At 69.2% G+C, this 24,343-nt stretch carries 24 protein-coding genes; 14 read left to right on the forward strand and 10 right to left on the reverse strand.

Annotated elements, in window-relative coordinates; genetic code table 11:
* Positions 1–10 precede the first annotated feature (10 nt).
* The 3 genes from R0232_RS13505 to R0232_RS13515 are packed head-to-tail and all read right to left on the reverse strand — an operon-like array spanning position 11 to position 4,171.
* Complete coding sequence (locus tag R0232_RS13505) at positions 11–1,615, reverse strand: ABC transporter substrate-binding protein (protein WP_431512437.1); 1,605 nt, start codon at positions 1,613–1,615, stop codon at positions 11–13.
* 52 nt (positions 1,616–1,667) lie between these two features.
* Positions 1,668–2,759: a C45 family autoproteolytic acyltransferase/hydolase gene (locus R0232_RS13510; protein WP_431512438.1), complete on the reverse strand. Its 1,092-nt coding sequence runs from the start codon at positions 2,757–2,759 to the stop codon at positions 1,668–1,670.
* 20 nt (positions 2,760–2,779) lie between these two features.
* A complete protein-coding gene (locus R0232_RS13515; RefSeq protein WP_431512439.1) occupies positions 2,780–4,171 on the reverse strand; it encodes an aspartate aminotransferase family protein in 1,392 nt (463 codons plus the stop codon).
* Between the two features lie 169 nt (positions 4,172–4,340).
* Here R0232_RS13515 and R0232_RS13520 point away from each other — a divergent pair, with 169 nt between their 5' ends.
* Together R0232_RS13520 and R0232_RS13525 are read left to right on the forward strand one after the other, a co-directional pair.
* Positions 4,341–5,282 (forward strand): GntR family transcriptional regulator, encoded by a 942-nt coding sequence (locus R0232_RS13520; RefSeq protein WP_057593630.1) that lies wholly within the window; start codon positions 4,341–4,343, stop codon positions 5,280–5,282.
* Between the two features lie 37 nt (positions 5,283–5,319).
* Positions 5,320–6,555: a serine hydrolase domain-containing protein gene (locus tag R0232_RS13525; protein ID WP_431512440.1), complete on the forward strand. Its 1,236-nt coding sequence runs from the start codon at positions 5,320–5,322 to the stop codon at positions 6,553–6,555.
* On the opposite strand, the gene R0232_RS13530 is transcribed toward R0232_RS13525, so the two are convergent.
* Genes R0232_RS13530 through R0232_RS13540 form a run of 3 tightly spaced genes read right to left on the reverse strand, consistent with a single transcriptional unit; the run spans position 6,556 to position 7,920 of the window.
* Positions 6,556–6,936: a hypothetical protein gene (locus R0232_RS13530; protein ID WP_431512441.1), complete on the reverse strand. Its 381-nt coding sequence runs from the start codon at positions 6,934–6,936 to the stop codon at positions 6,556–6,558.
* Positions 6,937–6,984: 48 nt separating this feature from the next.
* A complete protein-coding gene (soxR, locus tag R0232_RS13535; RefSeq protein WP_057593633.1) occupies positions 6,985–7,449 on the reverse strand; it encodes a redox-sensitive transcriptional activator SoxR in 465 nt (154 codons plus the stop codon).
* Positions 7,450–7,506: 57 nt separating this feature from the next.
* Entirely contained in the window at positions 7,507–7,920 is a 414-nt protein-coding gene (locus tag R0232_RS13540; protein ID WP_208512248.1) for a DoxX family protein, read from the reverse strand.
* A gap of 296 nt (positions 7,921–8,216) precedes the next feature.
* Here R0232_RS13540 and dusA point away from each other — a divergent pair, with 296 nt between their 5' ends.
* On the forward strand, positions 8,217–9,182 hold the full coding sequence (gene dusA / locus R0232_RS13545; RefSeq protein WP_431512442.1) for a tRNA dihydrouridine(20/20a) synthase DusA: 966 nt from the start codon (positions 8,217–8,219) through the stop codon (positions 9,180–9,182).
* A 19-nt stretch (positions 9,183–9,201) separates the two neighbouring features.
* Here dusA and R0232_RS13550 read toward each other — a convergent pair whose 3' ends face one another.
* Both R0232_RS13550 and R0232_RS13555 read right to left on the reverse strand, forming a co-directional pair.
* Complete coding sequence (locus tag R0232_RS13550) at positions 9,202–10,080, reverse strand: TauD/TfdA dioxygenase family protein (RefSeq protein ID WP_431512443.1); 879 nt, start codon at positions 10,078–10,080, stop codon at positions 9,202–9,204.
* A gap of 28 nt (positions 10,081–10,108) precedes the next feature.
* Positions 10,109–11,122, reverse strand: coding sequence for a tripartite tricarboxylate transporter substrate binding protein (locus tag R0232_RS13555; protein ID WP_431512444.1), 1,014 nt, complete (start codon positions 11,120–11,122; stop codon positions 10,109–10,111).
* A 114-nt stretch (positions 11,123–11,236) separates the two neighbouring features.
* Between R0232_RS13555 and R0232_RS13560 the strand changes: the two genes are divergently transcribed.
* Positions 11,237–12,022 (forward strand): IclR family transcriptional regulator, encoded by a 786-nt coding sequence (locus tag R0232_RS13560; protein WP_057593637.1) that lies wholly within the window; start codon positions 11,237–11,239, stop codon positions 12,020–12,022.
* A gap of 40 nt (positions 12,023–12,062) precedes the next feature.
* Here the strand turns inward: R0232_RS13560 and R0232_RS13565 are convergent, their stop codons facing one another.
* Complete coding sequence (locus R0232_RS13565) at positions 12,063–12,704, reverse strand: GntR family transcriptional regulator (RefSeq protein WP_057593638.1); 642 nt, start codon at positions 12,702–12,704, stop codon at positions 12,063–12,065.
* A 159-nt stretch (positions 12,705–12,863) separates the two neighbouring features.
* Here R0232_RS13565 and scpA point away from each other — a divergent pair, with 159 nt between their 5' ends.
* The 9 genes from scpA to R0232_RS13610 are packed head-to-tail and all read left to right on the forward strand — an operon-like array spanning position 12,864 to position 22,797.
* Positions 12,864–15,026 carry a methylmalonyl-CoA mutase gene (gene scpA / locus R0232_RS13570; RefSeq protein WP_093342684.1) on the forward strand — a complete coding sequence of 721 codons (2,163 nt, stop codon included), beginning with the start codon at positions 12,864–12,866 and terminating at the stop codon, positions 15,024–15,026.
* A gap of 8 nt (positions 15,027–15,034) precedes the next feature.
* Entirely contained in the window at positions 15,035–15,508 is a 474-nt protein-coding gene (locus R0232_RS13575; protein ID WP_431512445.1) for a GNAT family N-acetyltransferase, read from the forward strand.
* Positions 15,502–16,536, forward strand: a complete 1,035-nt coding sequence (gene meaB, locus R0232_RS13580) for a methylmalonyl Co-A mutase-associated GTPase MeaB (RefSeq protein ID WP_431512446.1) — start codon at positions 15,502–15,504, stop codon at positions 16,534–16,536. The genes R0232_RS13575 and meaB overlap by 7 nt, the downstream gene beginning before the upstream one ends.
* On the forward strand, positions 16,524–17,537 hold the full coding sequence (locus R0232_RS13585; protein WP_431512447.1) for a hypothetical protein: 1,014 nt from the start codon (positions 16,524–16,526) through the stop codon (positions 17,535–17,537). The genes meaB and R0232_RS13585 overlap by 13 nt, the downstream gene beginning before the upstream one ends.
* Positions 17,538–17,558: 21 nt before the next feature.
* Entirely contained in the window at positions 17,559–19,103 is a 1,545-nt protein-coding gene (locus tag R0232_RS13590) for an acyl-CoA carboxylase subunit beta (RefSeq protein ID WP_261210948.1), read from the forward strand.
* 17 nt (positions 19,104–19,120) lie between these two features.
* Positions 19,121–19,246, forward strand: coding sequence for a hypothetical protein (locus tag R0232_RS13595; RefSeq protein ID WP_281078450.1), 126 nt, complete (start codon positions 19,121–19,123; stop codon positions 19,244–19,246).
* Complete coding sequence (locus R0232_RS13600) at positions 19,239–21,287, forward strand: acetyl-CoA carboxylase biotin carboxylase subunit (protein ID WP_431512448.1); 2,049 nt, start codon at positions 19,239–19,241, stop codon at positions 21,285–21,287. Before R0232_RS13595 ends, R0232_RS13600 begins: the two co-directional genes overlap by 8 nt.
* The gene (gene bioB, locus R0232_RS13605; protein WP_431512449.1) at positions 21,287–22,312 is read left to right on the forward strand and encodes a biotin synthase BioB; all 1,026 of its coding nucleotides are present in this window, start codon (positions 21,287–21,289) and stop codon (positions 22,310–22,312) included. The genes R0232_RS13600 and bioB overlap by 1 nt, the downstream gene beginning before the upstream one ends.
* A complete protein-coding gene (locus R0232_RS13610; protein WP_057593644.1) occupies positions 22,309–22,797 on the forward strand; it encodes a VOC family protein in 489 nt (162 codons plus the stop codon). Before bioB ends, R0232_RS13610 begins: the two co-directional genes overlap by 4 nt.
* Before the next feature lie 12 nt (positions 22,798–22,809).
* Here the strand turns inward: R0232_RS13610 and R0232_RS13615 are convergent, their stop codons facing one another.
* Positions 22,810–23,307, reverse strand: coding sequence for an Lrp/AsnC family transcriptional regulator (locus R0232_RS13615; RefSeq protein ID WP_057593645.1), 498 nt, complete (start codon positions 23,305–23,307; stop codon positions 22,810–22,812).
* A gap of 117 nt (positions 23,308–23,424) precedes the next feature.
* Between R0232_RS13615 and yedA the strand changes: the two genes are divergently transcribed.
* Entirely contained in the window at positions 23,425–24,330 is a 906-nt protein-coding gene (gene yedA / locus R0232_RS13620; RefSeq protein ID WP_431512450.1) for a drug/metabolite exporter YedA, read from the forward strand.
* Positions 24,331–24,343 lie beyond the last annotated feature (13 nt).

Here is a 24,343-nt window from a genome sequence, read left to right on the forward strand (position 1 = left end):
CGGCCTCCGCTCAGCCGCCGGCGGCTGCCAGCCGCACGTTCCAGAAGCGCGGCTTGGCCGGCGCCCAGCCCTTGAAGCCGACCACGTTCTTGCGCATGGCGGTGGCGTCGCTGGCGTTGAACAGCACGATCATCGGCACGTCCTGCAGCATCTGCTGGTGCATCTCGTCGAACAGCACCTGGCGGCGCGCCTTGTCGCGCGAGACCATGGTCTCGGCCAGCCGGGTCTGGGCGAAGGCGCTGTCCCAGACCTTGCGCGGCTGCGCGGCCTTGTCGCCCGACACCATCTCGTAGTTGAGCGCGGGATCGATGCGCGCCGAGTAGACGAAGGCCATGCTCTGGTACTGGCCCTTGGTGTAGCGGTCGAGCTGGGTGGCCCAGTCGAGCACCTCGAGCTCGATGTTGATGCCGGCCTCGGTGGCCATGGCCTGCACCAGCACGGCGGCCGAGTAGAGCGCCTCGTAGCGCTTGTTGGCGATCATGCGGATCGGCTGGCCGCGGTAGCCGGCCTCGGCCAGCAGCTTCTTCGCGGCGGCGATGTCGCGCTTGAAGCCGCCGGCCTGCGCCGCGTCGTAGTAGGGGCTGGTCGAGGGCACGACCGAGTTGTTGACGGCCGACAGGCCCTCGGTGACCGAACGCGCGATCTCGGGCGTGTCGAGCGCCAGTGCCAGCGCGCGGCGGATGCGCACGTCCTTGAGCACCGGGTCGTTGGTCTGCAGCAGCAGCGCGACCATGGTCATCACCGGCGTGGTGTCCACGCGCACGTCGGCGCGGCCGCGCATCTCGATCACGTCCGACGGGCTGGGGCTGATGAAGGCGTCGATGCCGCCGCTGTAGAGCGCGGCCTTGGCCGCGGCCGAGTCGGGGATGACGACGAAGCGCAGGTTCTCGACCTCGGCCTTCTTGCCGCCCGTGAGGCCGTCGCGCGGCTCGGCGCGCGCGGTGTAGCCGTCGAAGCGGGTCAGTTCCACGTACTGGCCGCGCTTCCATTCCTTGAGCTTGTAGGGGCCGGTGCCCACCGGCTCCTTCCACTGGCCGTCGGCGCCGACCGAGCTGCGGTGCAGGATGGCCGCGCCGCCGCAGTCGGGCCGCGCCATCATGGTGAGGAACAGCGCGCTCGCGCGGTCGAGCTTGAACACCACCGTCTTCGGGTTCGGCGCCTCCACCGAGAGCACCTTGGTCATGCCCTTGCCGTCGAACTCGCTGAGGCAGCGCCAGCCGCTTCCGGGCTTGAGGTAGCGCTGCCAGCTCCAGACCACGTCGTCGGCCGTGAGCGTGGCGCCGTTCTGGAACTTCACGCCGTCGCGCAGGGTGAAGGTGTAGCTCAGGCCGTCGGCCGAGGTGTCGACCTTGCTCGCGAGCATGGGGCCGACCGAGGTGTCCTCGCGCAGCGCGACCAGGCCCTCGCCGACGTGCAGCAGCACGTTGTCGGTGTTGTCGTCGCGGTTGCCGCCGGGGTCGGTGCTGCGGATGTCCGAGTTGATCTGGATGCGCAGCGTCTGGCCGGCGCCGGGCGCGCCCTGGGCGAAGGCGGTGCCGGCGGCGAGGCCGAGCGCGAGCAGGGCGGCGGCGCGCGAGACGGAAGGCGGGCGGGCGGGGGGCACGGGTGGGTTCATGGCAAACACTCCTGGCGGGGGCTGGGCCGGTCGGGATCGGATCGGGAGGAACTCAGAGGGAATAGTCGGTGAAGCGGTGGGCCTTGAAGGGCGCCGGCGCGATGCGCATCTTCCGTGCCGCCGGGTCCATCACGATGGTCGCCACGGTGGCCGAGGAGGCGCCGCCCGGGCCCGCGCTCGGGCTGCGGCAGACCGCGCGCGGCGCGCCGAAGCGGTCCTGCAGCGCGTCGAGCACGTCCTGCTCGGTGAGGTCGCCGGCGCGCTTTCGCAGCGCCTCGGTCACGCGGCGGTCGCGGTAGAGCGAGTCGGGCGTGGTCTCGAGGCTGCGGTCGACCACGCGCGCCAGCGCGGCCGGCGTCTTGAAGTGGTTGGCATGCACCAGCACGCCGTCCTCGGGCTGCTGCCAGAACACCTGCTCGGGGCAGGTCTCGAGGCTCACGGCCTCGCCCTCGGCATGGGTCAGGATCATGTTGTTGGAGATCGAGCGCGCGCTGCGGCAGACCACGCCGAGCGCATTGGCGTAGAGCTCGGACTGCAGGATGCCGCGGCGGATCAGCGCCAGCGGCACGCCCTGCTGGCGGCCGTCGCTGTCGGCCTTGATGAAGTTGCCGGTGACCGCGATGCCCGCGCTGTTGAGCCCGGCGCGCGCCAGCGTGCCCGCCTCGGCGAAGGTCAGGATGGCCGGGCCCCTGGCCGGCTGGATGCGCAGCACCACGCCGAGCTCGAGGCTCTCGACGCGCCAGTCCCAGTTCTGCGCGTGGATCAGCCTGCCGTCGCGCGCGGCCGAGGGCATGACGACCACGCCGGTGCAGCCGTCGGGCGGCTCGGTGGCCTCGAGCTGCTGGAAGGCATAGAGCATCTCGCTGCGCGCGTTGAGTGCCACGATGTCCTCGGCCGGCACGCCCGCGCCCTCGGCCACGCCCTCGATCTCGCGCAGCATGCCGGCGTCGAAGGCCTCGACCAGCGGCATGAAGCGGCGCGCCAGCGCGCGCGTGCGTTCCCAGTTCAGGCCCACGCGCTCGAAGGCGGCGCGGTAGGTGCGCAGGCTCAGGTCGATGCGGTCGCCGGCCGCGCGGCCGTACTGGCGGCCGCACTGGGCGGCGTCGCCCTCGATGTCGTAGAGGGGGAAGGATTCGATGTCCATGGGGTGCGGTCCTCGGGAATTCAGGCGGGCGTGTCGGTGGGCTGGGCGGTCTGGGCGATGGCCTGGCGCAGGCTGTCGACGATCTGGTCGACGTGGCGGCGCTCGAGCGTGAACGGCGGCGACAGCGCGATCGTGTCGCCGACCGAGCGCACCAGCACGCCGGCGTCGAGGCAGTGCTGCGCCACGGCCTGGGCGTGCGTGCCCGGGCCGGCGGCCCAGGGCTGCAGCTCGATGCCGGCCAGCAGGCCGACGTTGCGCACGTCGATCACGCCGGGCAGGCCGCGCAGCGCGTGCAGGCCTTCCTCGAAATAGGGCGACAGCGCCGCGGCCTGGGCGATCAGGCCGTCGTGCAGGTAGGCGTCGAGCGTGGCCATGGCGGCCGCGCAGGCCAGCGGATGGCCCGAGTAGGTGTAGCCGTGCGAGAGCTCGACCGCGCTCACGCTGCCCTGCATGAAGGCGTCGTGCACCGCGTCGCGCATCAGCACCGCGCCCATCGGCACCGCGCCGTTGGTCAGGCCCTTGGCGGTGGTGATGAGGTCGGGCTTCACACCGAACAGGTCGGCCGCGAAGTTGGTGCCCAGGCGGCCGAAGCCGGTGATGACCTCGTCGAAGATCAGCAGCACGCCGTGCCGGTCGCAGATCTCGCGCAGGCGCTTCAGGTAGCCGCGCGGCGGCGGCAGCACGCCGGTGGAGCCGGCCACCGGCTCGACGATGACGGCGGCCACGGTCGAGGCGTCGTGCAGCGAGATCAGCGCCTCGAGCGCGTCGGCCTTGTCGAGGCCGTGCGGTGGCTCGCCGCGCGAGAAGGCGTTGCGCGCCAGGTCGTGCGTGTGCGGCAGGTGGTCGACGCCGTTGAGCAGCGGCCCGAAGGTGCTGCGCTGACGGCCGATGCCGCCGACCGAGATGCCGCCGAAGCCCACGCCGTGGTAGGCGCGCTCGCGGCCGATCAGGCGGTAGCGGCCGGCCTCGCCGCGCGCACGGTGGTAGGCCACCGCGATCTTCAGCGCGGTGTCGACCGACTCGGAACCCGAGTTGGTGAAGAACACGTGGTCCATGCCCTCGGGCGCCATCCGGGCGAGCCGCTCGGCCAGCGTGAAGGCGGCCGGGTGGCCGATCTGGAAGTTCGAGGCGTAGTCGAGCACGTCGATCTGCGCCTTCAGCGCGGCGCTGATGCGTGGGTTGCGGTGGCCGGCGTTCACGCACCACAGGCCGGCGATGGCGTCGAGCACGCGGCGGCCGTCGGCGAGGTCGTAGTAGAGGCCTTCGCTGCCGACGATCAGGCGCGGCGATTGCTTGAACTTGCGGTTGGGGGTGAAGGGCATCCAGAACGCGTCGAGAGACGCGGGCAGGGCGGGCAGGGCGGGCGACGCCGCGGCGGCGTCGGGGTTCGAAAGGGTGTCGGCTGCGGCCACGAGGGTTTTCTCCGTTGGGACGCGACCCGGCGCTCGGGTCGTCGTGGGCCGATCTTGGAGCGTGGATTGTATTTTTGTCGCAAGATGTACATGGTTTTTTGCGGTCAAAAATACAAAGTCGGCGCGATGATCGGCGCCGATCCCGCGATTCCTCCCCGGAGAACCTTGGATGGCCGAAGCACAGATGGACACGCCCCCGGCGCCGCCAGCGTCGCAGATTGCGCCGCTCGCGCAGCGCGTGAGCCGCTACATCCTCGACCAGGCCCTGGCCGGCGGCTACGAGAACGGCCGGCACATGACCGAGGCCGACCTCGCGAGCCGGCTCGGCATCTCGCGCACGCCGGTGCGCGCCGCGCTGCGCTTCCTGCACGAGCGCGCCTTGCTGGCCCACGTGCCCAACCGCGGCTACACGCTGGTGGCCGACCGCGAGGCGCTGGGCCGCGCGCGGCGCGAGATGCCCGAGGACGAGGAGAAGACCCTCTATTACCGGCTGCTGCGCGACCGCCTCGCGGGCAAGCTGCCGACGCGCGTCAACGAGCTCGAGCTGGCGCAGGCCTACGACGCGCCGCGGCCCCTGCTGCGTACCGTGCTGACCACGCTGCTGCAGGACGGCGTGCTGCGCGGGCGCCACTACCAGCGCTGGGAGTTCACCGAGACCCTCGACTCGGTCGAGAGCGAGCGCGAGAGCTACCGCTTTCGCCTGATCGTGGAGTGCGCCGCGCTGCGCGAGCCGGGTTTCCGCATCGACCATGAGCGGCTGCTGGCCTGCCGCGAGCGCCAGCAGAGCCTGCTGGCCCAGGCCGCGCGCTACAACTGGATGGACTTCTTCGAGGCCAACGCGCAGTTCCACGAGCTGCTGGCCAGCTTCTCGGGCAACCGCTTCGTGCTCGACACCGTGCAGCAGCAGAACCGGCTGCGCCGCATGTCGGACCTCTCGGACTATCCGCTCGTGAACGTCGACCTGTTGCACAAGTCCTGCCGCGAGCACCTCGAGATCCTCGACGCGGTCGAGGACGGCGACCTGGCCCGCGCCGCCGAAGGCATGCGGCTGCACCTGAGCCGCGCCAGCGACCTGCTGGAACGGCGGGTGATGGGCGTGCTCGGCGATTGACTGAATCCGCAACCCACCCTTTTTCTCTCCTCTTCTCATGACGCAAGACAACACAGCGCTGGCCGCCGGCTGGCGCGACGGATTCCCCACGGCCGGCGCGCCCGTCACGAGGCCGCGCGAATGCCCGGTGTTCCAGCCGCCGCACAACCGCTGGGCCTTCTCGCACCTGCGCGAGCTGCAGCCCACGCGCAGGGTGGGGCGCGGCGGCGCGCCGGTGGCCGAGTTGCCGCGCGCGATGCGCAGCGAGATCGATGCGCTGCCCTTCGCGCGCTTCGGCGATGGCGTGCCCACGACCTGGCTCGCGGCGCTCGAGGCCATCCATGCCGATGGCGCCGTGGTGCTGCACCGCGGGCGCATCGTCTACGAGCGCTACTTCGACGCGCTCGACGCGCAGGGCGAGCACATGGCGATGTCGGTCACGAAGTCGGTGGTGGGCACGCTCGGCGCCATGCTCGCGGCCGACGGCACGCTCGACGAGAACGCCTTCGTCACGCACTACATCCCCGAGCTGGCCGACAGCGCCTTCGGCAGCGCGACCGTGCGCCAGGTGATGGACATGACCACGGCCATCGACTATTCGGAGGAGTACGCCGACCCCGATGCGGGCGTGTGGAAGCACGCGCGCGCCGGCGAGCTGCTGCCGCGTCCGGCGGGCTACGCGGGCGCCGAGGGCTACCGGCAGTTCCTGCAGAGCGTGGGCGCCGCGCGCGACGGCACCGTGCACGGCCAGGCCTTCGCGTATCGCACCGTCAACACCGACGTGCTGGGCTGGCTGATCGCGCGCGCGGCCGGGCAATCGGTGGCCGGCCTGCTGGGCGAACTGATCTGGTCGCGCCTGGGCGCCGAGCAGGACGCCAGCTTCGCGCTCGATGGCCAGGGCGCCGAGTTCGCGGGCGGCGGCTTGTGCACCGGCCTGCGCGACCTCGCGCGCTTCGGCGAGGCGATGCGCCTGGGCGGTTTCTACAACGGCGCGCAGATCGTGCCCGAGGCCGTGGTCGCCGATATCCGCCGCGGCGCCGACCCGGCGCGCTTCGCGCTCGCGGGCTACACCCGGCTGGCGGGCTGGAGCTATCGCAACATGTGGTGGGTGGCGCACGACGCGCACGGCAGCTTCACCGCGCAGGGCATCCATGGCCAGGCGCTGCACATCGATCCGGTGGCCGAGATGGTGGTGGCGCGCTTCGCCTCGCATCCGCTGGCGGCCCATGCGCACCTGCCGACCTCGATGCCGGCCTTTCGCGCGCTGGCCGCGCACCTCATGGGCGCGGGCTGATCAGCCGGCGATCAGCGCGGCATCGACCACCCGCACGCGATGGTCGATGTAGTAGCCGCCGAACTCGGTGTAGCGCAGCACCAGCCGCGCGCAGGCGCTGCAGCGGTAGACGTCGCAGCGGTTGTACGGGAAGTGCGCGACCGAGATCGGTGCCTCGGGCGAGTCGTAGCGCGTGCCGGCGGGATGGAACTCCTCGAACGTGGGTTCGTAGGCCTCGGGGTCGCGCAGCGTGCCGACCTGCTCCATCAACGCCTTGGGCCAGCGTTCCTCGGTGATGCTCTCCCAGGCCCTGGCGTCCTGCAGGCGGCAGGCGCAGGTGGGACGCGTGGGCGGGGCGGCTTCGGCGAGCCGGCGGAGGGCGGGGGTGTCGAGCAGGGTCATGCGCGAAGGGAGTCTAGTGCGCGCGCCATGTCCGAGCGTGGCGCGGGCTCAAGGCGGGTCGTCGAGCAGCACCGCGCCCGGCCCCGCGGCGCCGAGCCTGTCGCCGGGATTGCGCAGCGGGCAGTCGGTCATCGACAGGCAGCCGCAGCCGATGCATTCGCCGAGGTCGTCGCGCAGCCGGGTCAGCACGCGGATGCGCGCGTCGAGCTCGTCGCGCCAGTGCGCGGACAGCGCCTTCCACTGCGCGGCATTGAGGATGCGCCCCTCGGGCAGCCGCGACAGCGAGTCGCGGATGGTCTCGAGCGGAATGCCCGTGCGCTGCGCCACGCGGATCACCGCGATGTGGCGCAGCACCTCTCGCGGATAGCGGCGCTGGTTGCCCTCGCTGCGCCAGCCCTTGATCAGCCCCTTCGATTCGTAGAAGTGCACCGTCGAGACGGCGACGCCGCTGCGCCGGGCGACCTCGCCGACGGTCAGGACCTTGGCGGGCTCGGCGGGATGGTTCTCTGGCATGACGGAAAGGCTCGGAGTCGGATCGGCGTCTTATAGGCGATATGGGCGATGTGGTGCTCAGCCGCCGAGTTGCCGCCGCAGGTGGCTCGCGATCGCCGCCGCGAGCAGCCCGCCGATGATGGAGACGTGCTCGAGCGCGAAGTACAGCGACAGCGTAGCGCGCGGTTCGGGCAGGGACCAGAAGCGATGCACGATCGCGATCGTGAGCAGCAGGAACACCGAGAGCGCGCCGGCGCCCAGCCACACGGCGCGGTCGACCAGCAGCAGCAGCGAGCCGGCCAGCAGCACGAAGATGGTGGCGACATTGAAGGCCCAGGCCGGCTCGAGGCCCACCGCGCGCATCTCGCCCACCCCGCCCGCGAAGTTCAGCGCCTTGGCGAGACCCGACGCGGCAAAGACCACGGCGAGCAGTATCCGGGCGGCCAGCCACAGCAGTTGGCTTTCCAACGCGGCATCGATCCACGACCTCATCAACATAGCTCCTGATTTCGGCGGGACATTCGTTGCCGCCATGGGTTCATCGGTGAAGCCCACGCGGGTATTCGGGTGAGCGCGGCGGACTGTAAAACCTCAACCAAACTTGAGGTCAAGCGCTGTCGGCACGGATCTAAATGGCCGGGTGCGCTACGCTCGCGCCCTGCGCGTTTGCAACCGAGAGAAGCGGCGGCGCCCAAAGAAATCGAATGACACCGAACGAGAACCCAGAAAACGCCGGGCCCGGGCCCGATCCAGTGCGAGGCCCTGAAGCGGCCCAGGCGCTCGAGGCGATGCGCCTGTCTGTCGCGCCGATGATGGACTGGACCGACCGCCATTGCAGGTATCTGCACCGCCTGCTGAGCCGCCACGCGCTGCTCTACACGGAGATGGTGACGACCGGCGCGCTGGTCCATGGCGACGTGCCGCGGCACCTGCGCTTCAACGCCGAGGAGCATCCGCTGGCGCTGCAGCTCGGCGGCAGCGAGCCGGCCGATCTGGCGCATTGCGCGAAGCTCGGCGAGCAATGGGGCTACGACGAGATCAACCTCAACTGCGGCTGCCCGAGCGAGCGCGTGCAGCGCGGCGCCTTCGGTGCCTGCCTGATGAACGAGCCGCAGCTGGTGGCCGACTGCGTGAAGGCGATGGTCGACGCGAGCAGCGTGCCGGTGACGGTGAAGCACCGCATCGGCATCGACAAGATCGAGAGCTACGAGTTCGTGCGCGACTTCGTGGGCCAGGTCAGCGAGGCCGGTTGCAAGACCTTCATCGTGCATGCGCGCAATGCCTGGCTCAAGGGCCTGAGCCCGAAGCAGAACCGCGAGATCCCGCCGCTGCGCTACGCGCTGGTGCACCGGCTCAAGCACGACTTTCCGGCGCTGAAGTTCTCGATCAACGGCGGCATCACGCTCAATGCTCAGGTGCATGAGCACCTGCGGCTGCTCGACGGGGTGATGGTGGGGCGCGAGGCGTACCACAACCCGTGGTGGCTGGCCGAGTGGGACGCGGAGTTCTTCGGCGCGGCGCCCTTGGAGCGCACGCGCGAGGAGGTCGAGACCCTGATGTGCGACTACATGGTGCGCGAGGCGGCCGAGCACGGCACGCCGTGGTCGAACATCGCGCGCCACATGCTGGGCCTGCGCAACGGGCTGCCGGGCGCGCGCCGCTGGCGCCAGGTGTGGAGCGACCACCGCATGAAGAGCAAATCGCCGCACGAGGTGATGGCGATCGCGCACGAGCCGGTGGCGCAGGCGGCCTGAGCCGCGCTCCCGCTTCTTCTCAGGCCGCCATCAGCGTGGCCTCGGGCACGTCCTCGATGGTGGTGCGGCGCAGCTCGCGGCGCTCGGCGATGTCGTAGCGCCGGCCGCGGTGCAGGGTGCTGCGGTTGTCCCACATCACGAGGTCGTGCACCTGCCATTCGTGGCGGTAGACGAACTCGCGCTGGGTCGCGTGCTCGAGCAGGTCCGACAGCCGCATGCGGGCCTCGGCCACGGGCCAGCCGACGATCTCGCGCGCATGCACGCCCACGAACAGCAGCTTGCGTCCCGAGCCCGGGTGCGTCTGCACCAGCGGCCAGGCGGCCGGCGGGATGGTCTTCTTCTGCTCGTCGGTGTAGGCCTCGTCGCCCAGCAGGATGCGCGTGTGCAGCGCGTAGTGCTCGGCGCTCAGGCCCTCGAGTTCGGTCTTGTCGCGCTCGGGCAAGGCGTCGTAGGCGGCGCGCAGGTCGGTGAACTCGGTGTTGCCGCCCCAGCTCGGCAGCACCAGCGCATGCAGCATCGAATAGGCGGCGCGCGGGTTCTGGAACGAGCTGTCGCTGTGCCAGAGCTGGTTGGCGAAGTTCGAGAGGTTCTTCGGCGAATCGCGGCGCGCGACGTTGCCTTGCGCATCGACGTTCGAGATGTCGATCAGGCGCTCGTCCTCGAGCCGCTCGGGGCGCTTGAACACCTTCTTGAGGCCGAGGTCGAGCGGCCCGAAGGCCTTGGCGAAATCGATCTGCTGCTGGCCCGTGAGCGGCTGGCCGCGCCACACCAGCACGGCGTAGCGATTCATCGCGGCGTTGATCTGCTTGACCTCGTCGCTCGAGAGCGGCCGGGCGATGTCGATGCCGCGCGCTTCGGCGACGAAATGTGGATGCAGGGGGGTGAGTGCTAGGGGCATGGGAAGGGTGTCCGGATGGAAGAGGGGCTCACTCGGGCTGGATGCCCGCGTCGGCGATGACGCGCGCCCAGCGCTTCATCTCCGACTGCATGAAGGCGTCGAACTGCGCGGGCGTGGAGGCGACCACCTCCATGCCCTGTTCCTCGACGCGCTTGCGCATCTCGGGGTCGAGCAGCACACGACGCGTGTCCGACTGGATCTTCTCGATGACCGCCGGCGGCGTGCCGTGCGGCGCGATGAAGCCAAGCAGCGCGTTGACATGGAAGCCGGGCAGGGTCTGCGCGACGGTCGGGTAGCTGAAGCCGGGCACCGGCTTGTCGCCGAGGGTGGCGATCAGCTTCATGCGGCCGGCCTTCACGAAGGGCAGCACCGAGAGGAAGGGGTCGACCACGAGGTCGATGCGCCCGCCCATGAGCTCGGTGTGCGCGGGCGAGCTGCCCTTGAAGGGCGCGTGCAGCATGTCGAAGCCGGCCTCGCGCTTGAGCAGCTCGGCCCCCAGGTGCGTGGTGCTGCCGGCGCCGGGCGTGCCGTAGGTCAGCTTGCCCGGGTTCTTCTTCGCATAGGCGATCAGCTCGGCCAGCGTGTTGAAGGGCGCGTCGGGCCGGGCCACGATGGCCAGCTGCAGGTTGGCGATCTGGGTGATGCCCGCGATGTCCTTGAGCGTGTCGTAGGGCAGGGTCTTGCGCAGCGAAGGGTTCACCGCGAACGAGGAATTCACCATGCCGATGGTCAGCCCGTCGGGCGGGGCCTTGGCGACGAAGTCGGCGCCGATCGCGGTGCCGGCGCCGGGCTTGTAGTCGACGATGACCGGCTGGCCCCAGCCCTCCTGCAGCTTCATGGCGATGAGCCGGCCGACGGTGTCGGTCGGCCCGCCGGGGGCGAACGGCACGATGAGCTTCACCGGTCCCTTGGGGAATGCGGCCGGCGCGGCGCCCCGCGCGAAGCCCGGAAGGCCGGCGCCGGCCAGCAGGCCGAGGCCGGTGCCAAGGAGCTCGCGGCGGCGCGGCGACGGCGGGGAGAAGTGGGGGTTTTGTCTCGTCATCTCATTATTTTGAAACTGTGTTCCGAAATAATGATCTCCCAAAGTTCTCGCGTCAACCCGTTTTTGCTGAAAAATGGCAACAAAGATCAATCAGGGAAGCAAAGGTTTCTAAAAATGAATGACGCGATTGGCGGCAGGGAAGAGGTGAGCGCGCTCGCCAGGGGACTGGCCCTGCTGAAGGTGATCGGGATGGCGGCGGCGCCGATGGGCAATCGCGAACTGGCGGATGCGACGGGCATTCCCAAGGCGACGGTGTCGCGGCTCACGGCCACCCTGGTCGGGGCGGGCTACCTGCGGCAGTCGCAGGACAGCGAGCGTTTCAGCCTGGGGCCGGCGCTGCTCGACATGAGCAGCCGCTACCTGCGGCACTTCGACCTGCGCACGGTGGCGCGCCCGCATCTCGCGGCGCTGTCGGATTTCGCGGGCGCGAGCGTGCACATGGGCGTGCGCGACGAGCTCGACATGCTGATCATCGATTCGCTGCGCCCGCGCTCGGTGATGATCAGCTCGCGCATCGAGGTCGGTTCGCGCATGACGATCGCCACCTCGGCCGCCGGACGGGCCTACCTGGCCTCGCTCGCGGCGCCCGAGCAGGAGGCGCTGCTGGCGCAGATCCGGCAGGAAAGCGGCGAGAACTGGCCGCGCATCGAGCCGGGGCTGATCGCCAGCATCGAGGAGTACGCGCGCGTGGGCTACTGCGGCTCGTTCGGCGAATGGCATCCGCACATCCACGCGCTGGGCTTCGCGCTGCGCGGTCCGCGCGGCGAGCGCTACGCGGTGAGCTGCGGCGGCCCGGCCTACCTGCTGCCCAAGGACACCATGCTCGCGCGCGTGGCGCCGCGGTTGCTCGAGACGGCGCAGCGCATCGCGGCCGAGGCGGGCACGGTCGATCTCGATTGAGTGAAGAGGCGCGGGCCGCCGCGCGGCCCCGCGGCGGACGCTAGGCCGCCGCTTCCAGCCCGTTGCTGAAGTGCTCGCGCATGCGCGCCATGGCGGCCTCGCCGTCGCGCGCCTCGATCGCGGCCATCACCGAGCGGTGCTCGGCCAGCGACTCCCCGATCCGCCCGGCCTTGAGCAGCGAGTTGTGGCGGTTGAGCTTCATCACCTTGCGCAGGTCGGCCACCATCTGGTCGCGCCACTTGTTGTTGGCGATGGCCAAGAGGCGCATGTGGAAGCGCTCGTTGACCGCGAAGAAATGCTCGCGGTCTTCGGGCGCGGCCGCGGCCTCGAGCTCGGCATGCAGCGCGCGCAGCTCGGCGAGCTGGGCCTCGGTGGCGCGCTCGGCCACCACGCCGGCGGCATCGCTCTCGAGCAATGACAGCAGGTGGTAGACGTCGGCCAGGTCCTGCTCCGACACCTCGGTCACATAGGCGCCACGGCGCACCTTCATCGTCACCAGGCCCTCGGCGGCCAGCACCTTCAACGCCTCGCGCAGCGGCGTGCGGCTGATGCCGTATTCCTCGGCGAGCTTGAGTTCGTCGATCCAGCTGCCCGGTTCGAGCTCGCGGCGGAAGATCCGCTGGCGCAGCAGCTCGGCCACCTCTTCATAGAGGGCGCGCGGGGTGAGGGTGACGGCGGACATGGGCGGGACTGTACTTCAAAAATCTCGTTTGAATTAATAATTATGGATCGGTTAGACTCGCGGCCGGCCTGCAAATCCCTGCGGACCCCCAGCGATTCCAGCGAATCCTTTCCTCCAGCAGCACACCCCCTGCACGACACACTGCGAAGCGGCGCCTCCATGAGCAGCAAACCCGAACCCTCCTTCAAGCCCGCCACTCTCGAGGCCTGGGCCAAGGCCGCCGCCAAGTCGGCCCCCGGCGGCGACGTCGCCGCGCTGAACTGGATCACGCCCGACGGCATCAGCGTCAAGCCGCTGTACACCGCAGCCGACCTGCAGGGCCTGAAGTACACCGACACGCTGCCGGGCTTCGAGCCCTACCTGCGCGGCCCGCAGGCCACGATGTACGCGGTGCGCCCGTGGACCATCCGCCAGTACGCCGGTTTCTCGACCGCCGAGGAGTCGAACGCCTTCTACCGCAAGGCGCTGGCCGCCGGCGGGCAGGGCGTGAGCGTGGCCTTCGACCTCGCCACCCACCGCGGCTACGACAGCGACCATCCGCGCGTGACCGGCGACGTGGGCAAGGCCGGCGTGGCGATCGATTCGGTCGAGGACATGAAGATCCTGTTCGACCAGATCCCGCTCGACAAGGTCAGCGTGTCGATGACCATGAACGGCGCGGTGCTGCCGGTGCTCGCGGGCTACGTGGTGGCGGCGGAAGAACAGGGCGTGGCGCAGGACCAGCTCAGTGGAACCATCCAGAACGACATCCTCAAGGAGTTCATGGTCCGCAACACCTACATCTTCCCGCCCGCGCCGAGCATGCGGATCATCGGCGACATCATCGAGTACACGGCGCAGAACATGCCGAAGTTCAACTCGATCTCGATCAGCGGTTATCACATGCAGGAAGCCGGCGCCAACCAGGCGCTGGAGCTGGCCTTCACGCTGGCCGACGGCAAGGAGTACGTGAAGACCGCGCTGGCCAAGGGCCTCGACGTCGACGGCTTCGCCGGGCGCCTGAGCTTCTTCTGGGCCATCGGCATGAACTTCTACCTCGAGGTGGCCAAGATGCGCGCGGCGCGCCTGCTGTGGTGCCGGATCATGAAGGAGTTCGAACCCAAGAACCCCAAGAGCCTGATGCTGCGCACCCACTGCCAGACCTCGGGCTGGAGCCTGACCGAGCAGGACCCCTACAACAACGTGGTGAGAACCACCATCGAGGCGATGGCCGCGGTGTTCGGCGGCACGCAGAGCCTGCACACCAACGCGCTCGACGAAGCCATCGCGCTGCCGACCGAGTTCAGCGCCCGCATCGCGCGCAACACGCAGCTCATCATCCAGGAAGAGACGCACATCACGAACGTGATCGACCCCTGGGCCGGCAGCTACATGATGGAGAAGCTCACGCAGGACATGGCCGACGCGGCCTGGACCATCATCGAGGAGGTCGAGGCCATGGGCGGCATGACCAAGGCGGTGGACAGCGGCTGGGCCAAGCTCAAGATCGAGGCCGCGGCCGCCGAGAAGCAGGCGCGCATCGACTCGGGCAAGGACGTGATCGTCGGCGTCAACAAGTACAAGCTCAAGAACGAGGACGCGATCGAGAGCCTCTCGATCGACAACGTGAAGGTGCGCGACCAGCAGGTGGCGCGGCTGCAGAAGATCCGCGCCGCGCGCGACGGCGCCAAGGTGCAGGCCGCGCTCGACGCGCTGACCGAGGCGGCCGAGAACGGCAGCGGCAACCTGCTGGCGCTGAGCATCGACGCGGTGCGCCTGCGCGCCACCGTCGGCGAGATCTCCGACGCGCTCGAGAAGTCCTTCGGCCGCCACCGCGCCGACACCCAGAAGGTGACCGGCGTCTACGCCGCCGCCTACGACTCCGCCGAGGGCTGGGAGAACCTCAAGACCGAGATCAACGCCTTCGCCGAGGAGCAGGGCCGCCGTCCGCGCGTGATGATCTCCAAGCTGGGCCAGGACGGCCACGACCGCGGCGCCAAGGTGGTGGCCACGGCCTTCGCCGACCTGGGCTTCGACGTCGACATGGGGCCGCTGTTCCAGACGCCCGAGGAGTGCGCGCGCCAGGCGATCGAGAACGACGTGCATGCGGTGGGCGTGAGCACGCTCGCGGCCGGCCACAAGACGCTGGTGCCGGCGATCATCGCGGAGCTGCGCAAGCAGGGCGCGGACGACATCATCGTGTTCGTCGGCGGCGTGATCCCGCGCCAGGACTACGACTTCCTCTACGAGGCCGGCGTGAAGGGCATCTACGGACCGGGCACGCCGATCCCGGCGAGCGCGAAGGACGTGCTGGAGCAGATCCGCGCGGCGGTCGCGGCCTGAGCAGCGTCGTGGGCGATCTCCTGTCGCGGCTGTCGCTGCAGCCCGTGGAATCCAGCGATTTCGAGGACATGCTGGCGCTGCGCATCGATGCGATGCGACCGAGCCTCGAGCGTGTCGGCCGCTTCGACCTCGCGCGCTCGCGCGAGCGGCTCAGCGCCGGCTTCGTGATCCCGTTCATGCACCACATCGTGCTCGACGGCGACGGGCGCATCGGCTTCGTCACGCTCAAGCCCGAGGGCGCCGATGCGCTGCGGCTCGACCACCTGTACCTGCGCACCGGCTTCCAGGGCCTGGGCATCGGCGAATGGGTGATGCGCTGGGCCAAGGCGCAGGCGCGCGCGCAGCAGCGCGACATCAAGCTCACGGCGCTGGTGCGCAGCGATGCCAACCGCTTCTACCTGCGGCACGGCTTCGTGCTCAAGGGCGAGGAGGGCGTCGACCTGCACTACCGCTGGCGCCTGGCCGTGGAGGCCGCGTGCTGAACACGGCCCAGGCGCTTGAGCGCGCGATCGCCGAGACGGACGGCATGGCCCAGCGCCGCGCCATCGCCAAGGCCATCACGCTGCTCGAATCCACCCGCGCCGACCACCGCGCGCAGGCCGACGAGCTGCTCACCGCGCTGCTGCCGCGTACCGGCAACTCGTTCCGGCTCGGCATCTCGGGCGTGCCCGGGGTGGGCAAGTCGACCTTCATCGAGACCCTGGGCCTGCTGCTGATCGACAAGGGCCACCGCGTCGCGGTGCTCACCATCGACCCCTCGTCCACCGTCTCGGGCGGCTCCATCCTCGGCGACAAGACGCGCATGGAACGGCTCTCGGTGCACGAGCGCGCCTACATCCGCCCCAGCCCCTCGAGCGGCACGCTCGGCGGCGTGGCCGAGAAGACGCGCGAGGCGATGCTGGTGTGCGAGGCCGCGGGCTACGACGTGGTGATCGTCGAGACCGTGGGCGTGGGTCAGAGCGAAACCGCGGTGTCGGGCATGACCGACATGTTCGTGCTGATGCAGCTGCCCAACGCCGGCGACGACCTGCAGGCGATCAAGAAGGGCGTGATGGAGATCGCCGACCTGGTCGTCATCAACAAGGCCGACATCGACAAGGACGCCGCCACGCGCGCGCAGGCGCAGATCACCTCGGCGTTGCGGCTGTTCGGCCAGCATGGCCATCCCGACCATGCGCGCCACGACGAGAGCTTCTGGCATCCACAGGCGATCCAGCTCAGCGCATTGCTGGGGCAGGGCGTCGACGCGTTCTGGGCGCAGGTCGAACGTTTTCGCGCGCTGCAGGGCGCCAACGGCCGGCTGATGGCGCGCCGCCAGCAGCAGGCCAAGTCGTGGATGTGGGACCGCATCGAAGCCGGGCTGCGCCACGCTTTCCGCCACCACTCTCGGGTGAAGGAAGAATTGCCGGCGCTGCTGGGGCAGGTGGGCGCGCTGGAGCTGGCGCCATCCACCGCGGCGCGCCGTTTGCTCGGCCTTTACGCAGGCGACGAGGCCGCATGGACTGGCTGAACCCCGAGAGCCTTGCGAGCGGCTTCGACACCGCGGCGGGCACCTTCCCCTGGGGCACGACCTTCGAGCAATTGGAGGCGTTGGGCGTGCGGCCTGCGTATGCGGAATTTGGCGTCAGCGTCTGGCACGTGCCGGGCGCGGATGTGCTCGGGTTGCGCAGCAGCCGCACGGAACTCATGGTGCCCTACAGGGGGCGTCCGGTGATGAGCGTGCGGCACCGGATCGATCTGCCCGAGGGCGAGTCGCACGTCAACTTCGTGCTGCGGGCGCACGCACAGCTCGTCTCGCAACTCGCTGTGCCCGACTACGGCGAAATGCAGCCGGCGCGCTTCAAGGAAGAGAACGCCTGGAATGTCGCCGTGAGCGCCGGGTGGCGCGTGGGCAATGTGAGTGTGGGCATCTCATGGTATGGCGCGCCACGCAATGACGAGGCCGAGGTGAAGACCAGCGGTGTTCTGTTCCTGGATTGGGACGACGAGATCGCCGCCGCCGCGCCGTGGCTCGATGCGTGGCAGCAGGAACAAGTGGCGCTCGAAGCGATGCTGCGCGAGGCCCACGCGGTGGCGAAGTTGCAAGCCGGCCCCGCGCATGAGCAGGCGCTGTACCGCGGCAACCCGAAGGACATCCGCGCACTGATCACGGCGCAGCGTGTGTTGCGCGGGCCGTCACTGCACTTCACCGTGCCCGACTTCGCGCTGCTGAAAGGCGATGCCGCCGCTGACCACCAGTTGGTGCTGTGGTCCGCGGCCTCCCTCGAGGCCTGGGGCGTATCGGACATCCACAACACCGTGTATTGCCGCCGCGGCGAAACACTGCGGGCGCAATGGGTGCAGGTGCTGCCGGCCAAGGGCGGCGGCAGCACCGATCTCTCGTTCGGCCCGCTCGCCAACACGTCGCCCTATCGCCCGCGCGAGCGGTGCGGCGCGATCGCGCAATTCATGGACATCCTGGCCACCATGCCGGGGGCATCGTTCCAGTACAGCGAAACCTATGACTGCTGATTTTTCAAAGAGGCTTTTCTCATGCAAGAACTGATCGACGAACTCGAAAAGCGCCGTGCGCAGGCCCGCCTGGGCGGTGGACAGAAGCGCATCGACGCGCAGCATGCCAAGGGCAAGCTCACGGCGCGCGAACGCCTCGAGCTGCTGCTGGACGACGGCACCTTCGAGGAATGGGACATGTTCGTCGAGCACCGCTCGACCGACTTCGGCATGGCCGACAACAAGATCCCGGGCGACGGCGTGGTCACGGGCTACGGCATGATCAACGGCCGCCTGGTGTTCGTCTTCAGCCAGGACTTCACCGTCTTCGGCGGCGCGCTCAGTGAAGCGCATGCCGAGAAGATCTGCAAGGTGATGGACCAGGCGATGAAGGTCGGCGCCCCGGTGATCGGCCTCAACGACTCGGGCGGCGCGCGCATCCAGGAAGGCGTGGCCTCGCTCGGCGGCTATGCCGACGTGTTCCAGCGCAACGTGATGGCCTCGGGCGTGGTGCCGCAGATCAGCATGATCATGGGCCCGTGCGCCGGCGGCGCGGTGTACTCGCCTGCGATGACCGACTTCATCTTCATGGTGAAGGACTCGAGCTATATGTTCGTCACCGGCCCCGAGGTGGTGAAGACCGTGACGCACGAGAGCGTGACGGCCGAGGAACTGGGCGGCGCCGTGACCCACACCACGCGCAGCGGCGTGGCCGACATGGCGTTCGAGAACGACGTCGAGGCGCTGATGATGCTGCGCCGCCTCTACAACTACCTGCCGCTGAACAACCGCGAGAAGCCGCCGGTGCGCCTGGGCAACAACGGCCAGGGCGACCCGGCCGACCGGCCCGACTATTCGCTCGACACGCTGGTGCCCGAGAACGCGAACAAGCCCTACGACATGAAGGAGCTGATCTTCAAGGTCGCGGACGACGGCGACTTCTTCGAGCTGCAGCCCGACTACGCGAAGAACATCGTGATCGGCTTCGCGCGCATGGAAGGCCAGACCGTGGGCATCGTCGCCAACCAGCCGCTGGTGCTGGCGGGCTGCCTCGACATCAAGAGCAGCATCAAGGCCGCGCGCTTCGTGCGCTTCTGCGATGCCTTCAACATCCCGGTCGTGACCTTCGTCGACGTGCCTGGCTTCATGCCCGGCACCGGCCAGGAGTACGGCGGCATCATCAAGCACGGCGCCAAGCTGCTCTACGCCTATGCCGAGTGCACGGTGCCGAAGATCACCGTCATCACGCGCAAGGCCTACGGCGGCGCCTACGACGTGATGGCCTCCAAGCACCTGCGCGGCGACGTGAACCTGGCCTGGCCGCGCGCCGAGATCGCGGTGATGGGCGCCAAGGGCGCGGTCGAGATCATCTTCCGCGAGGACAAGAACGATCCGGCCAAGCTCGCGGCGCGCGAGGCCGAGTACAAGGCCCGCTTCGCCAACCCGTACGTGGCGGGCGCGCGCGGCTACATCGACGACGTGATCCTGCCGCACGAGACGCGCAAGCGCATCTGCCGCTCGCTGGTGATGCTGCGCGAGAAGAAGCTCGAGAACCCGTGGCGCAAGCACGGCAACATTCCGCTTTGAGCCGCACGGAGAAGAACATGTTCAAGAAGATCCTGATTGCGAACCGCGGCGAAAGCGGCCGCAAGGCCGCTTCGGCGAAGCCAAATTGCATGGCGCGCGTAGCGCGCGCAGGCGATTTCCACGCGGAGACCCAGAATGTTTAAGAAGATCCTGATTGCGAACCGCGGGGAAATCGCCTGCCGTGTGATCCAGACCGCCAAGAAGATGGGCATCCTCACGGTCGCCGTCTATTCCGACGCCGACAAGGAAGCCCGCCACGTCGAACTGGCCGACGAGGCCGTGCACATCGGCGCCGCGCCCAGCCGCGAGAGCTACCTGCTGGCCGACCGCATCATCGAGGCCTGCAAGAAGACCGGCGCCGAGGCCGTGCATCCGGGCTACGGCTTCCTGTCGGAGAACGAGGGCTTCGCGAAGAAGGTCGAGGAAGAGGGCATCGCCTTCATCGGCCCCAAGCACTACTCGATCGCGGCCATGGGCGACAAGATCGCCTCGAAGAAGCTCGCCAACGAGGCCAAGGTCAACACCATCCCGGGCTGGAACGACGCCATCGAGACCGCCGAGCGCGCGGTGGAGATCGCGAAGGACATCGGCTACCCGGTGATGATCAAGGCCTCGGCCGGCGGCGGCGGCAAGGGCCTGCGCGTGGCCTTCAACGACAAGGAGGCCTTCGAGGGCTTCACCTCCTGCCGCAACGAGGCGCGCAACAGCTTCGGCGACGACCGCGTGTTCATCGAGAAGTTCGTCGAGGAGCCGCGCCACATCGAGATCCAGGTGCTCGGCGACTCGCACGGCCACGTGATCTACCTCAACGAGCGCGAATGCTCGATCCAGCGCCGGCACCAGAAGGTGATCGAGGAGGCTCCGTCGCCCTTCATCAGCGACGCTACGCGCAAGGCGATGGGCGAGCAGGCGGTGGCGCTGGCCAAGGCCGTGAACTACCAGAGCGCGGGCACGGTGGAGTTCGTGGTCGGCAAGGACCAGAGCTTCTACTTCCTCGAGATGAACACCCGCCTGCAGGTGGAGCATCCGGTGACCGAGTGCATCACGGGCCTCGACCTGGTGGAGCTGATGATCCGCGTGGCGGCCGGCGAGGAACTGCCGCTGACGCAGGAGCAGGTCAAGCGCGACGGCTGGGCCATCGAGTGCCGCATCAACGCCGAGGACCCGTTCCGCAACTTCCTGCCCTCGACCGGCCGGCTGGTGAAATTCCAGCCGCCGACCGAGACCATGTTCGCGAGCGACACCGAGCACCTGCAGGGCGTGCGCGTGGACACCGGCGTGTACGAGGGCGGCGAGATCCCGATGTACTACGACTCGATGATCGCCAAGCTCATCGTGCACGGCAAGGACCGCAACCACGCGATCGCCCGCATGCGCGAGGCGCTCAACGGCTTCGTGATCCGCGGCATCAGCAGCAACATCCCGTTCCAGGCGGCACTGCTCGCGCATCCGAAGTTCGTGGCCGGCGACTTCAACACCGGCTTCATCGCCGAGCACTACGGCAAGGGTTTCCACGCCGAGGACGTGCCGCACAGCGAGCCCGATTTCCTGATCGCGCTGGCGGCCTACGTGCACCGCCGCTACCGTGCGCGCGCCTCGGGCATCAGCGGCCAGCTCGAAGGCCACGGCGTGAAGGTGGGCGAGCAGTTCGTGGTGGTCGAGCTCGGCGCGCAGGGCGAGCACGTGCACCACCCGGTGACCGTGAGCGACTTCCACGGCAAGACCGGCGCGAGCGCGGTCACGGTCAACGGCAAGACCTACAAGATCGACAGCAGCCTCGCGCTGGGCGCGGTGCGCGTGCAGGGCATCGTGAACGACAAGCCCTTCACCGCGCAGGTGGAGCGCGGCGCCGGCAAGAATCCGCTGGCGCTGCGGGTGTCGAACGACGGCCGCCAGATCGAGGCCATGGTGCTGTCGCCGCTGGGCGCGCGCCTGCTCGCGCTGATGCCGCACAAGGCACCGCCGGACCTCAGCAAGTTCCTGATGTCGCCGATGCCGGGCCTGCTGGTCGAGGTGGCGGTGCAGCCGGGCCAGCAGGTGCAGGCCGGCGAGAAGCTCGCGGTGATCGAGGCGATGAAGATGGAGAACGTGCTGTTCGCCGCGCAGGACGGCGTGGTCGGCAAGATCTCCGCGGCCAAGGGCGAGTCGCTCGCGGTCGACCAGATCATCCTGGAGTTCAACTGATGGGGGCCAGCGACCTGCAGGCGGTGGTGCTGCACCGGCCCGCGAAGCCGGCGCCCGAGGGCCGCTGGTCGGTCGAGGCGATCCAGGCGCTGCTCGACAAGCCGCTGATGGAGCTGCTGTTCGAGGCCCAGACGGTGCATCGCCGGCACTTTCCCGCGGGCGACATCGAGCTGGCCACGCTGCTGTCGGTGAAGACCGGCGGCTGCCCCGAGAACTGCGGCTACTGCCCGCAGTCGGCCGAGTTCGACACCGGCGTGAAGGCGCAGAAGCTGATGGAGGTCGACGAGGTGCTGCGCGCCGCGCAGGCGGCCAAGGACGCGGGCGCCACGCGCTTCTGCATGGGCGCGGCCTGGCGCGCGCCCAAGGACCGCGACGTCGAGAAGGTGGCGGTGCTGGTCGAGGCCGTGAAGGGCCTGGGCCTGCAGACCTGCGCCACGCTCGGCATGCTCGAGCCGCACCATGCGCAGCAGCTCAAGGCCGCCGGCCTCGACTACTACAACCACAACCTCGACACCGCGCCCGAGTACTACACCGACATCGTCGACACCCGCAGCTACCAGGACCGGCTCGACACGCTGGCCCATGTGCGCAGCGCCGGCATCAGCGTGTGCTGCGGCGGCATCGTGGGCATGGGCGAGGCGCCGGTGCACCGCGCGGGGCTGATCGCGCAGCTGGCCAACCTCGATCCGTACCCCGAGTCGGTGCCGATCAACAGCCTGGTGCGCGTGCCCGGCACGCCGCTGGCCGACTCGGAACCGATCGATCCCTTCGACTTCGTGCGCATGATCGCGGTCGCGCGCATCACCATGCCGACCGCGCGCGTGCGCCTGTCGGCCGGCCGCCAGCAGATGGGCGAGGCGGTGCAGGCGCTGTGTTTCATGGCCGGCGCGAATTCGATCTTCTACGGCGACAAGCTGCTGGTCACGGGCAATCCCGACGTCGAGGCCGACGTGCAGCTGCTGCGCAAGCTGGGGCTGCGCTCGCACCGCACCTCGACCGAAACGAACCCGGAGTCCTGCCAATGACGAGCGCCATCCAACGTCCCTTCCGCGTGCTGGGCATCCAGCAGATCGCGATCGGCGGTCCCGACAAGACCCGGCTGCAGAAGCTCTGGGTCGACATGCTGGGGCTCGAGGTCACGGGCACCTTCCGAAGCGAGCGCGAGAACGTCGACGAGGACATCTGCGCGATCGGTACCGGCCCGTTCAAGGTCGAGGTCGACCTGATGCAGCCGCTCGATCCCGAGAAGAAGCCCGCGGTGCACGCCACGCCGCTCAACCACGTGGGCCTGTGGATCGATGACCTGCCGACAGCCGTCGAATGGCTGACGTCGCAGGGCGTGCGCTTCGCGCCCGGCGGCATCCGCAAGGGCGCGGCGGGCTTCGACATCTGCTTCCTGCATCCGAAGGCGAACGACGAGTTCCCGATCGCGGGCGAGGGCGTGCTGATCGAGATGGTGCAGGCGCCGCCCGAGGTGGTGAAGGCCTTCGACGCGCTCGCGGGCCGCTGAGCCCCGGCGCCTTCAGGCGTTCACGACCTTCCTGATCGGCGGCTTCACGTCCGAGCGGTGCGGCGGCAGCATCGGCTGGTGCTCGCGCGCCGGGTTCAGGATGATCGAGGTCGCGGTCTCGGTGAGGATGCAGAACTTGGTGACCACCGCATCGAGGTGGCTCACGTCGATCACCGCGATCTCGAGGATCCAGCTGTCCTCGCCGGTCACGTTGTAGGCATTCACGCACTCGGGCGTGTCCTGCACCAGCTTCACGACGCGGTCGTAGTCGGCGCGGCCGACGCGGATCATCGCGCGGATGCCGTAGCCCAGCTTGCCCAGGTTGACGGTGGCGCGGTAGCCGCTGATCACGCCCGCGGCCTCGAGCTTCTTCACGCGCTCGGTCACCGCCGGCTGGCTCAGGTGCACGCGGCGGCCGAGCTCGGCCATGGTGAGGCGCGCGTCCTTCTGCAGCTCGGCCAGGATGCGGGTGTCGTGGGCATCGAGCGTGGGGTTCAAGGTGGATTCCATCGAAGTCCTTCAAATCGACGGCCGCGAGCCGCCAGAACCGTGATTTGCGCATGGAAGCGCGGCGGCGGCCTTCATATCATGGAGCCGGCCAGGTTCACAACAACAGACACCCTCGACATGCTCTCGCTCGCCACTTCCACGCCGTCCGCGCGCGGCGGACTGCTGCCGATCATCTGGCTCTGCCTCGCCGCCACCTGGCTGGTCTGGGGCTCGACCTACCTCGCGATCAAGTACGCGCTGATCAGCTTCCCGCCCTTCCTGCAGATGGGCTCGCGCTTCCTGTTCGCGGGCCTCCTGCTCGCGGCCTGGATGCGCTGGCGCGGCGCGCCCTGGCCGAACCGGCTGCAGTGGCGCAACGCGCTGGTGGTCGGCACGCTGATGCTCGGCGGCGGCATGGGCGGCACCGCGCATGCCGAGGTCTCGGTGGGCTCGGGCCTGGTGGTGGCCTTCATCGCGGTGGTGCCGCTGATCATCGCGCTGCTCAACCTGATCTGGGGCATCGTGCCGACGAAGCTCGAGGCGATCGGCATCGCGCTGGGCCTGGTCGGCGTGCTGATGCTGACCCAGGGCAGTGGCTTCCAGGCCTCGCCGGCCGGGCTGGCCGCGATCTCCATCGCCTGCGTCTGCTGGTCGGCCGGCAGCGTGCTGAGCCAGCGCGCGCTGCCGCTCGCGCCGGGTGCGATGGGCTTCGCGAGCGAGATGGTCTGCGGTGGCGTGGTGCTGCTGGTGCTGGCTGTTGTCTCGGGCGAGAGCCTCGCGTGGCCGCCCGCGCCGCAGGCCACGGCGGCCTGGTTCTACCTGGTGGTGTTCGGTTCGCTGATCGCCTTCAACGCCTACATGCTGCTGCTGGCGCGCGCGCCGGCCGCGCTGGCGGCCAGCTACACCTTCGTCAATCCGGTGATCGCGATGCTGCTGGGCGTGTGGATCGCGGGCGAGACGGTCACGCGCTTCGAGTGGTACGCGGTGACGGTGATCCTGGCGGGCGTGCTGATGCTGCTGCTCAAGCGCTCGGCCAGGAACTGAGCGGGCCCGTGGT

This window comes from Variovorax sp. DAIF25 (assembly GCF_050711835.1).
Lineage (GTDB): Bacteria > Pseudomonadota > Gammaproteobacteria > Burkholderiales > Burkholderiaceae_C > Variovorax.

Excerpts from the sequence above, each read along its gene's own strand:
- R0232_RS13505 (WP_431512437.1), bottom strand. The coding sequence starts at position 1,615 with ATGAACCCACCCGTGCCCCCCGCCCGCCCGCCTTCCGTCTCGCGCGCC.
- R0232_RS13510 (WP_431512438.1), bottom strand. The coding sequence starts at position 2,759 with ATGGACATCGAATCCTTCCCCCTCTACGACATCGAGGGCGACGCCGCC.
- R0232_RS13520 (WP_057593630.1), top strand. The coding sequence starts at position 4,341 with ATGGCCGAAGCACAGATGGACACGCCCCCGGCGCCGCCAGCGTCGCAG.
- R0232_RS13525 (WP_431512440.1), top strand. The coding sequence starts at position 5,320 with ATGACGCAAGACAACACAGCGCTGGCCGCCGGCTGGCGCGACGGATTC.
- R0232_RS13530 (WP_431512441.1), bottom strand. The coding sequence starts at position 6,936 with ATGACCCTGCTCGACACCCCCGCCCTCCGCCGGCTCGCCGAAGCCGCC.
- soxR (WP_057593633.1), bottom strand. The coding sequence starts at position 7,449 with ATGCCAGAGAACCATCCCGCCGAGCCCGCCAAGGTCCTGACCGTCGGC.
- R0232_RS13540 (WP_208512248.1), bottom strand. The coding sequence starts at position 7,920 with ATGAGGTCGTGGATCGATGCCGCGTTGGAAAGCCAACTGCTGTGGCTG.
- dusA (WP_431512442.1), top strand. The coding sequence starts at position 8,217 with ATGCGCCTGTCTGTCGCGCCGATGATGGACTGGACCGACCGCCATTGC.
- R0232_RS13550 (WP_431512443.1), bottom strand. The coding sequence starts at position 10,080 with ATGCCCCTAGCACTCACCCCCCTGCATCCACATTTCGTCGCCGAAGCG.
- R0232_RS13555 (WP_431512444.1), bottom strand. The coding sequence starts at position 11,122 with ATGACGAGACAAAACCCCCACTTCTCCCCGCCGTCGCCGCGCCGCCGC.
- R0232_RS13560 (WP_057593637.1), top strand. The coding sequence starts at position 11,237 with ATGAATGACGCGATTGGCGGCAGGGAAGAGGTGAGCGCGCTCGCCAGG.
- R0232_RS13565 (WP_057593638.1), bottom strand. The coding sequence starts at position 12,704 with ATGTCCGCCGTCACCCTCACCCCGCGCGCCCTCTATGAAGAGGTGGCC.
- scpA (WP_093342684.1), top strand. The coding sequence starts at position 12,864 with ATGAGCAGCAAACCCGAACCCTCCTTCAAGCCCGCCACTCTCGAGGCC.
- R0232_RS13585 (WP_431512447.1), top strand. The coding sequence starts at position 16,524 with ATGGACTGGCTGAACCCCGAGAGCCTTGCGAGCGGCTTCGACACCGCG.
- R0232_RS13590 (WP_261210948.1), top strand. The coding sequence starts at position 17,559 with ATGCAAGAACTGATCGACGAACTCGAAAAGCGCCGTGCGCAGGCCCGC.
- R0232_RS13595 (WP_281078450.1), top strand. The coding sequence starts at position 19,121 with ATGTTCAAGAAGATCCTGATTGCGAACCGCGGCGAAAGCGGCCGCAAG.
- R0232_RS13600 (WP_431512448.1), top strand. The coding sequence starts at position 19,239 with ATGTTTAAGAAGATCCTGATTGCGAACCGCGGGGAAATCGCCTGCCGT.
- bioB (WP_431512449.1), top strand. The coding sequence starts at position 21,287 with ATGGGGGCCAGCGACCTGCAGGCGGTGGTGCTGCACCGGCCCGCGAAG.
- R0232_RS13610 (WP_057593644.1), top strand. The coding sequence starts at position 22,309 with ATGACGAGCGCCATCCAACGTCCCTTCCGCGTGCTGGGCATCCAGCAG.
- R0232_RS13615 (WP_057593645.1), bottom strand. The coding sequence starts at position 23,307 with ATGGAATCCACCTTGAACCCCACGCTCGATGCCCACGACACCCGCATC.
- yedA (WP_431512450.1), top strand. The coding sequence starts at position 23,425 with ATGCTCTCGCTCGCCACTTCCACGCCGTCCGCGCGCGGCGGACTGCTG.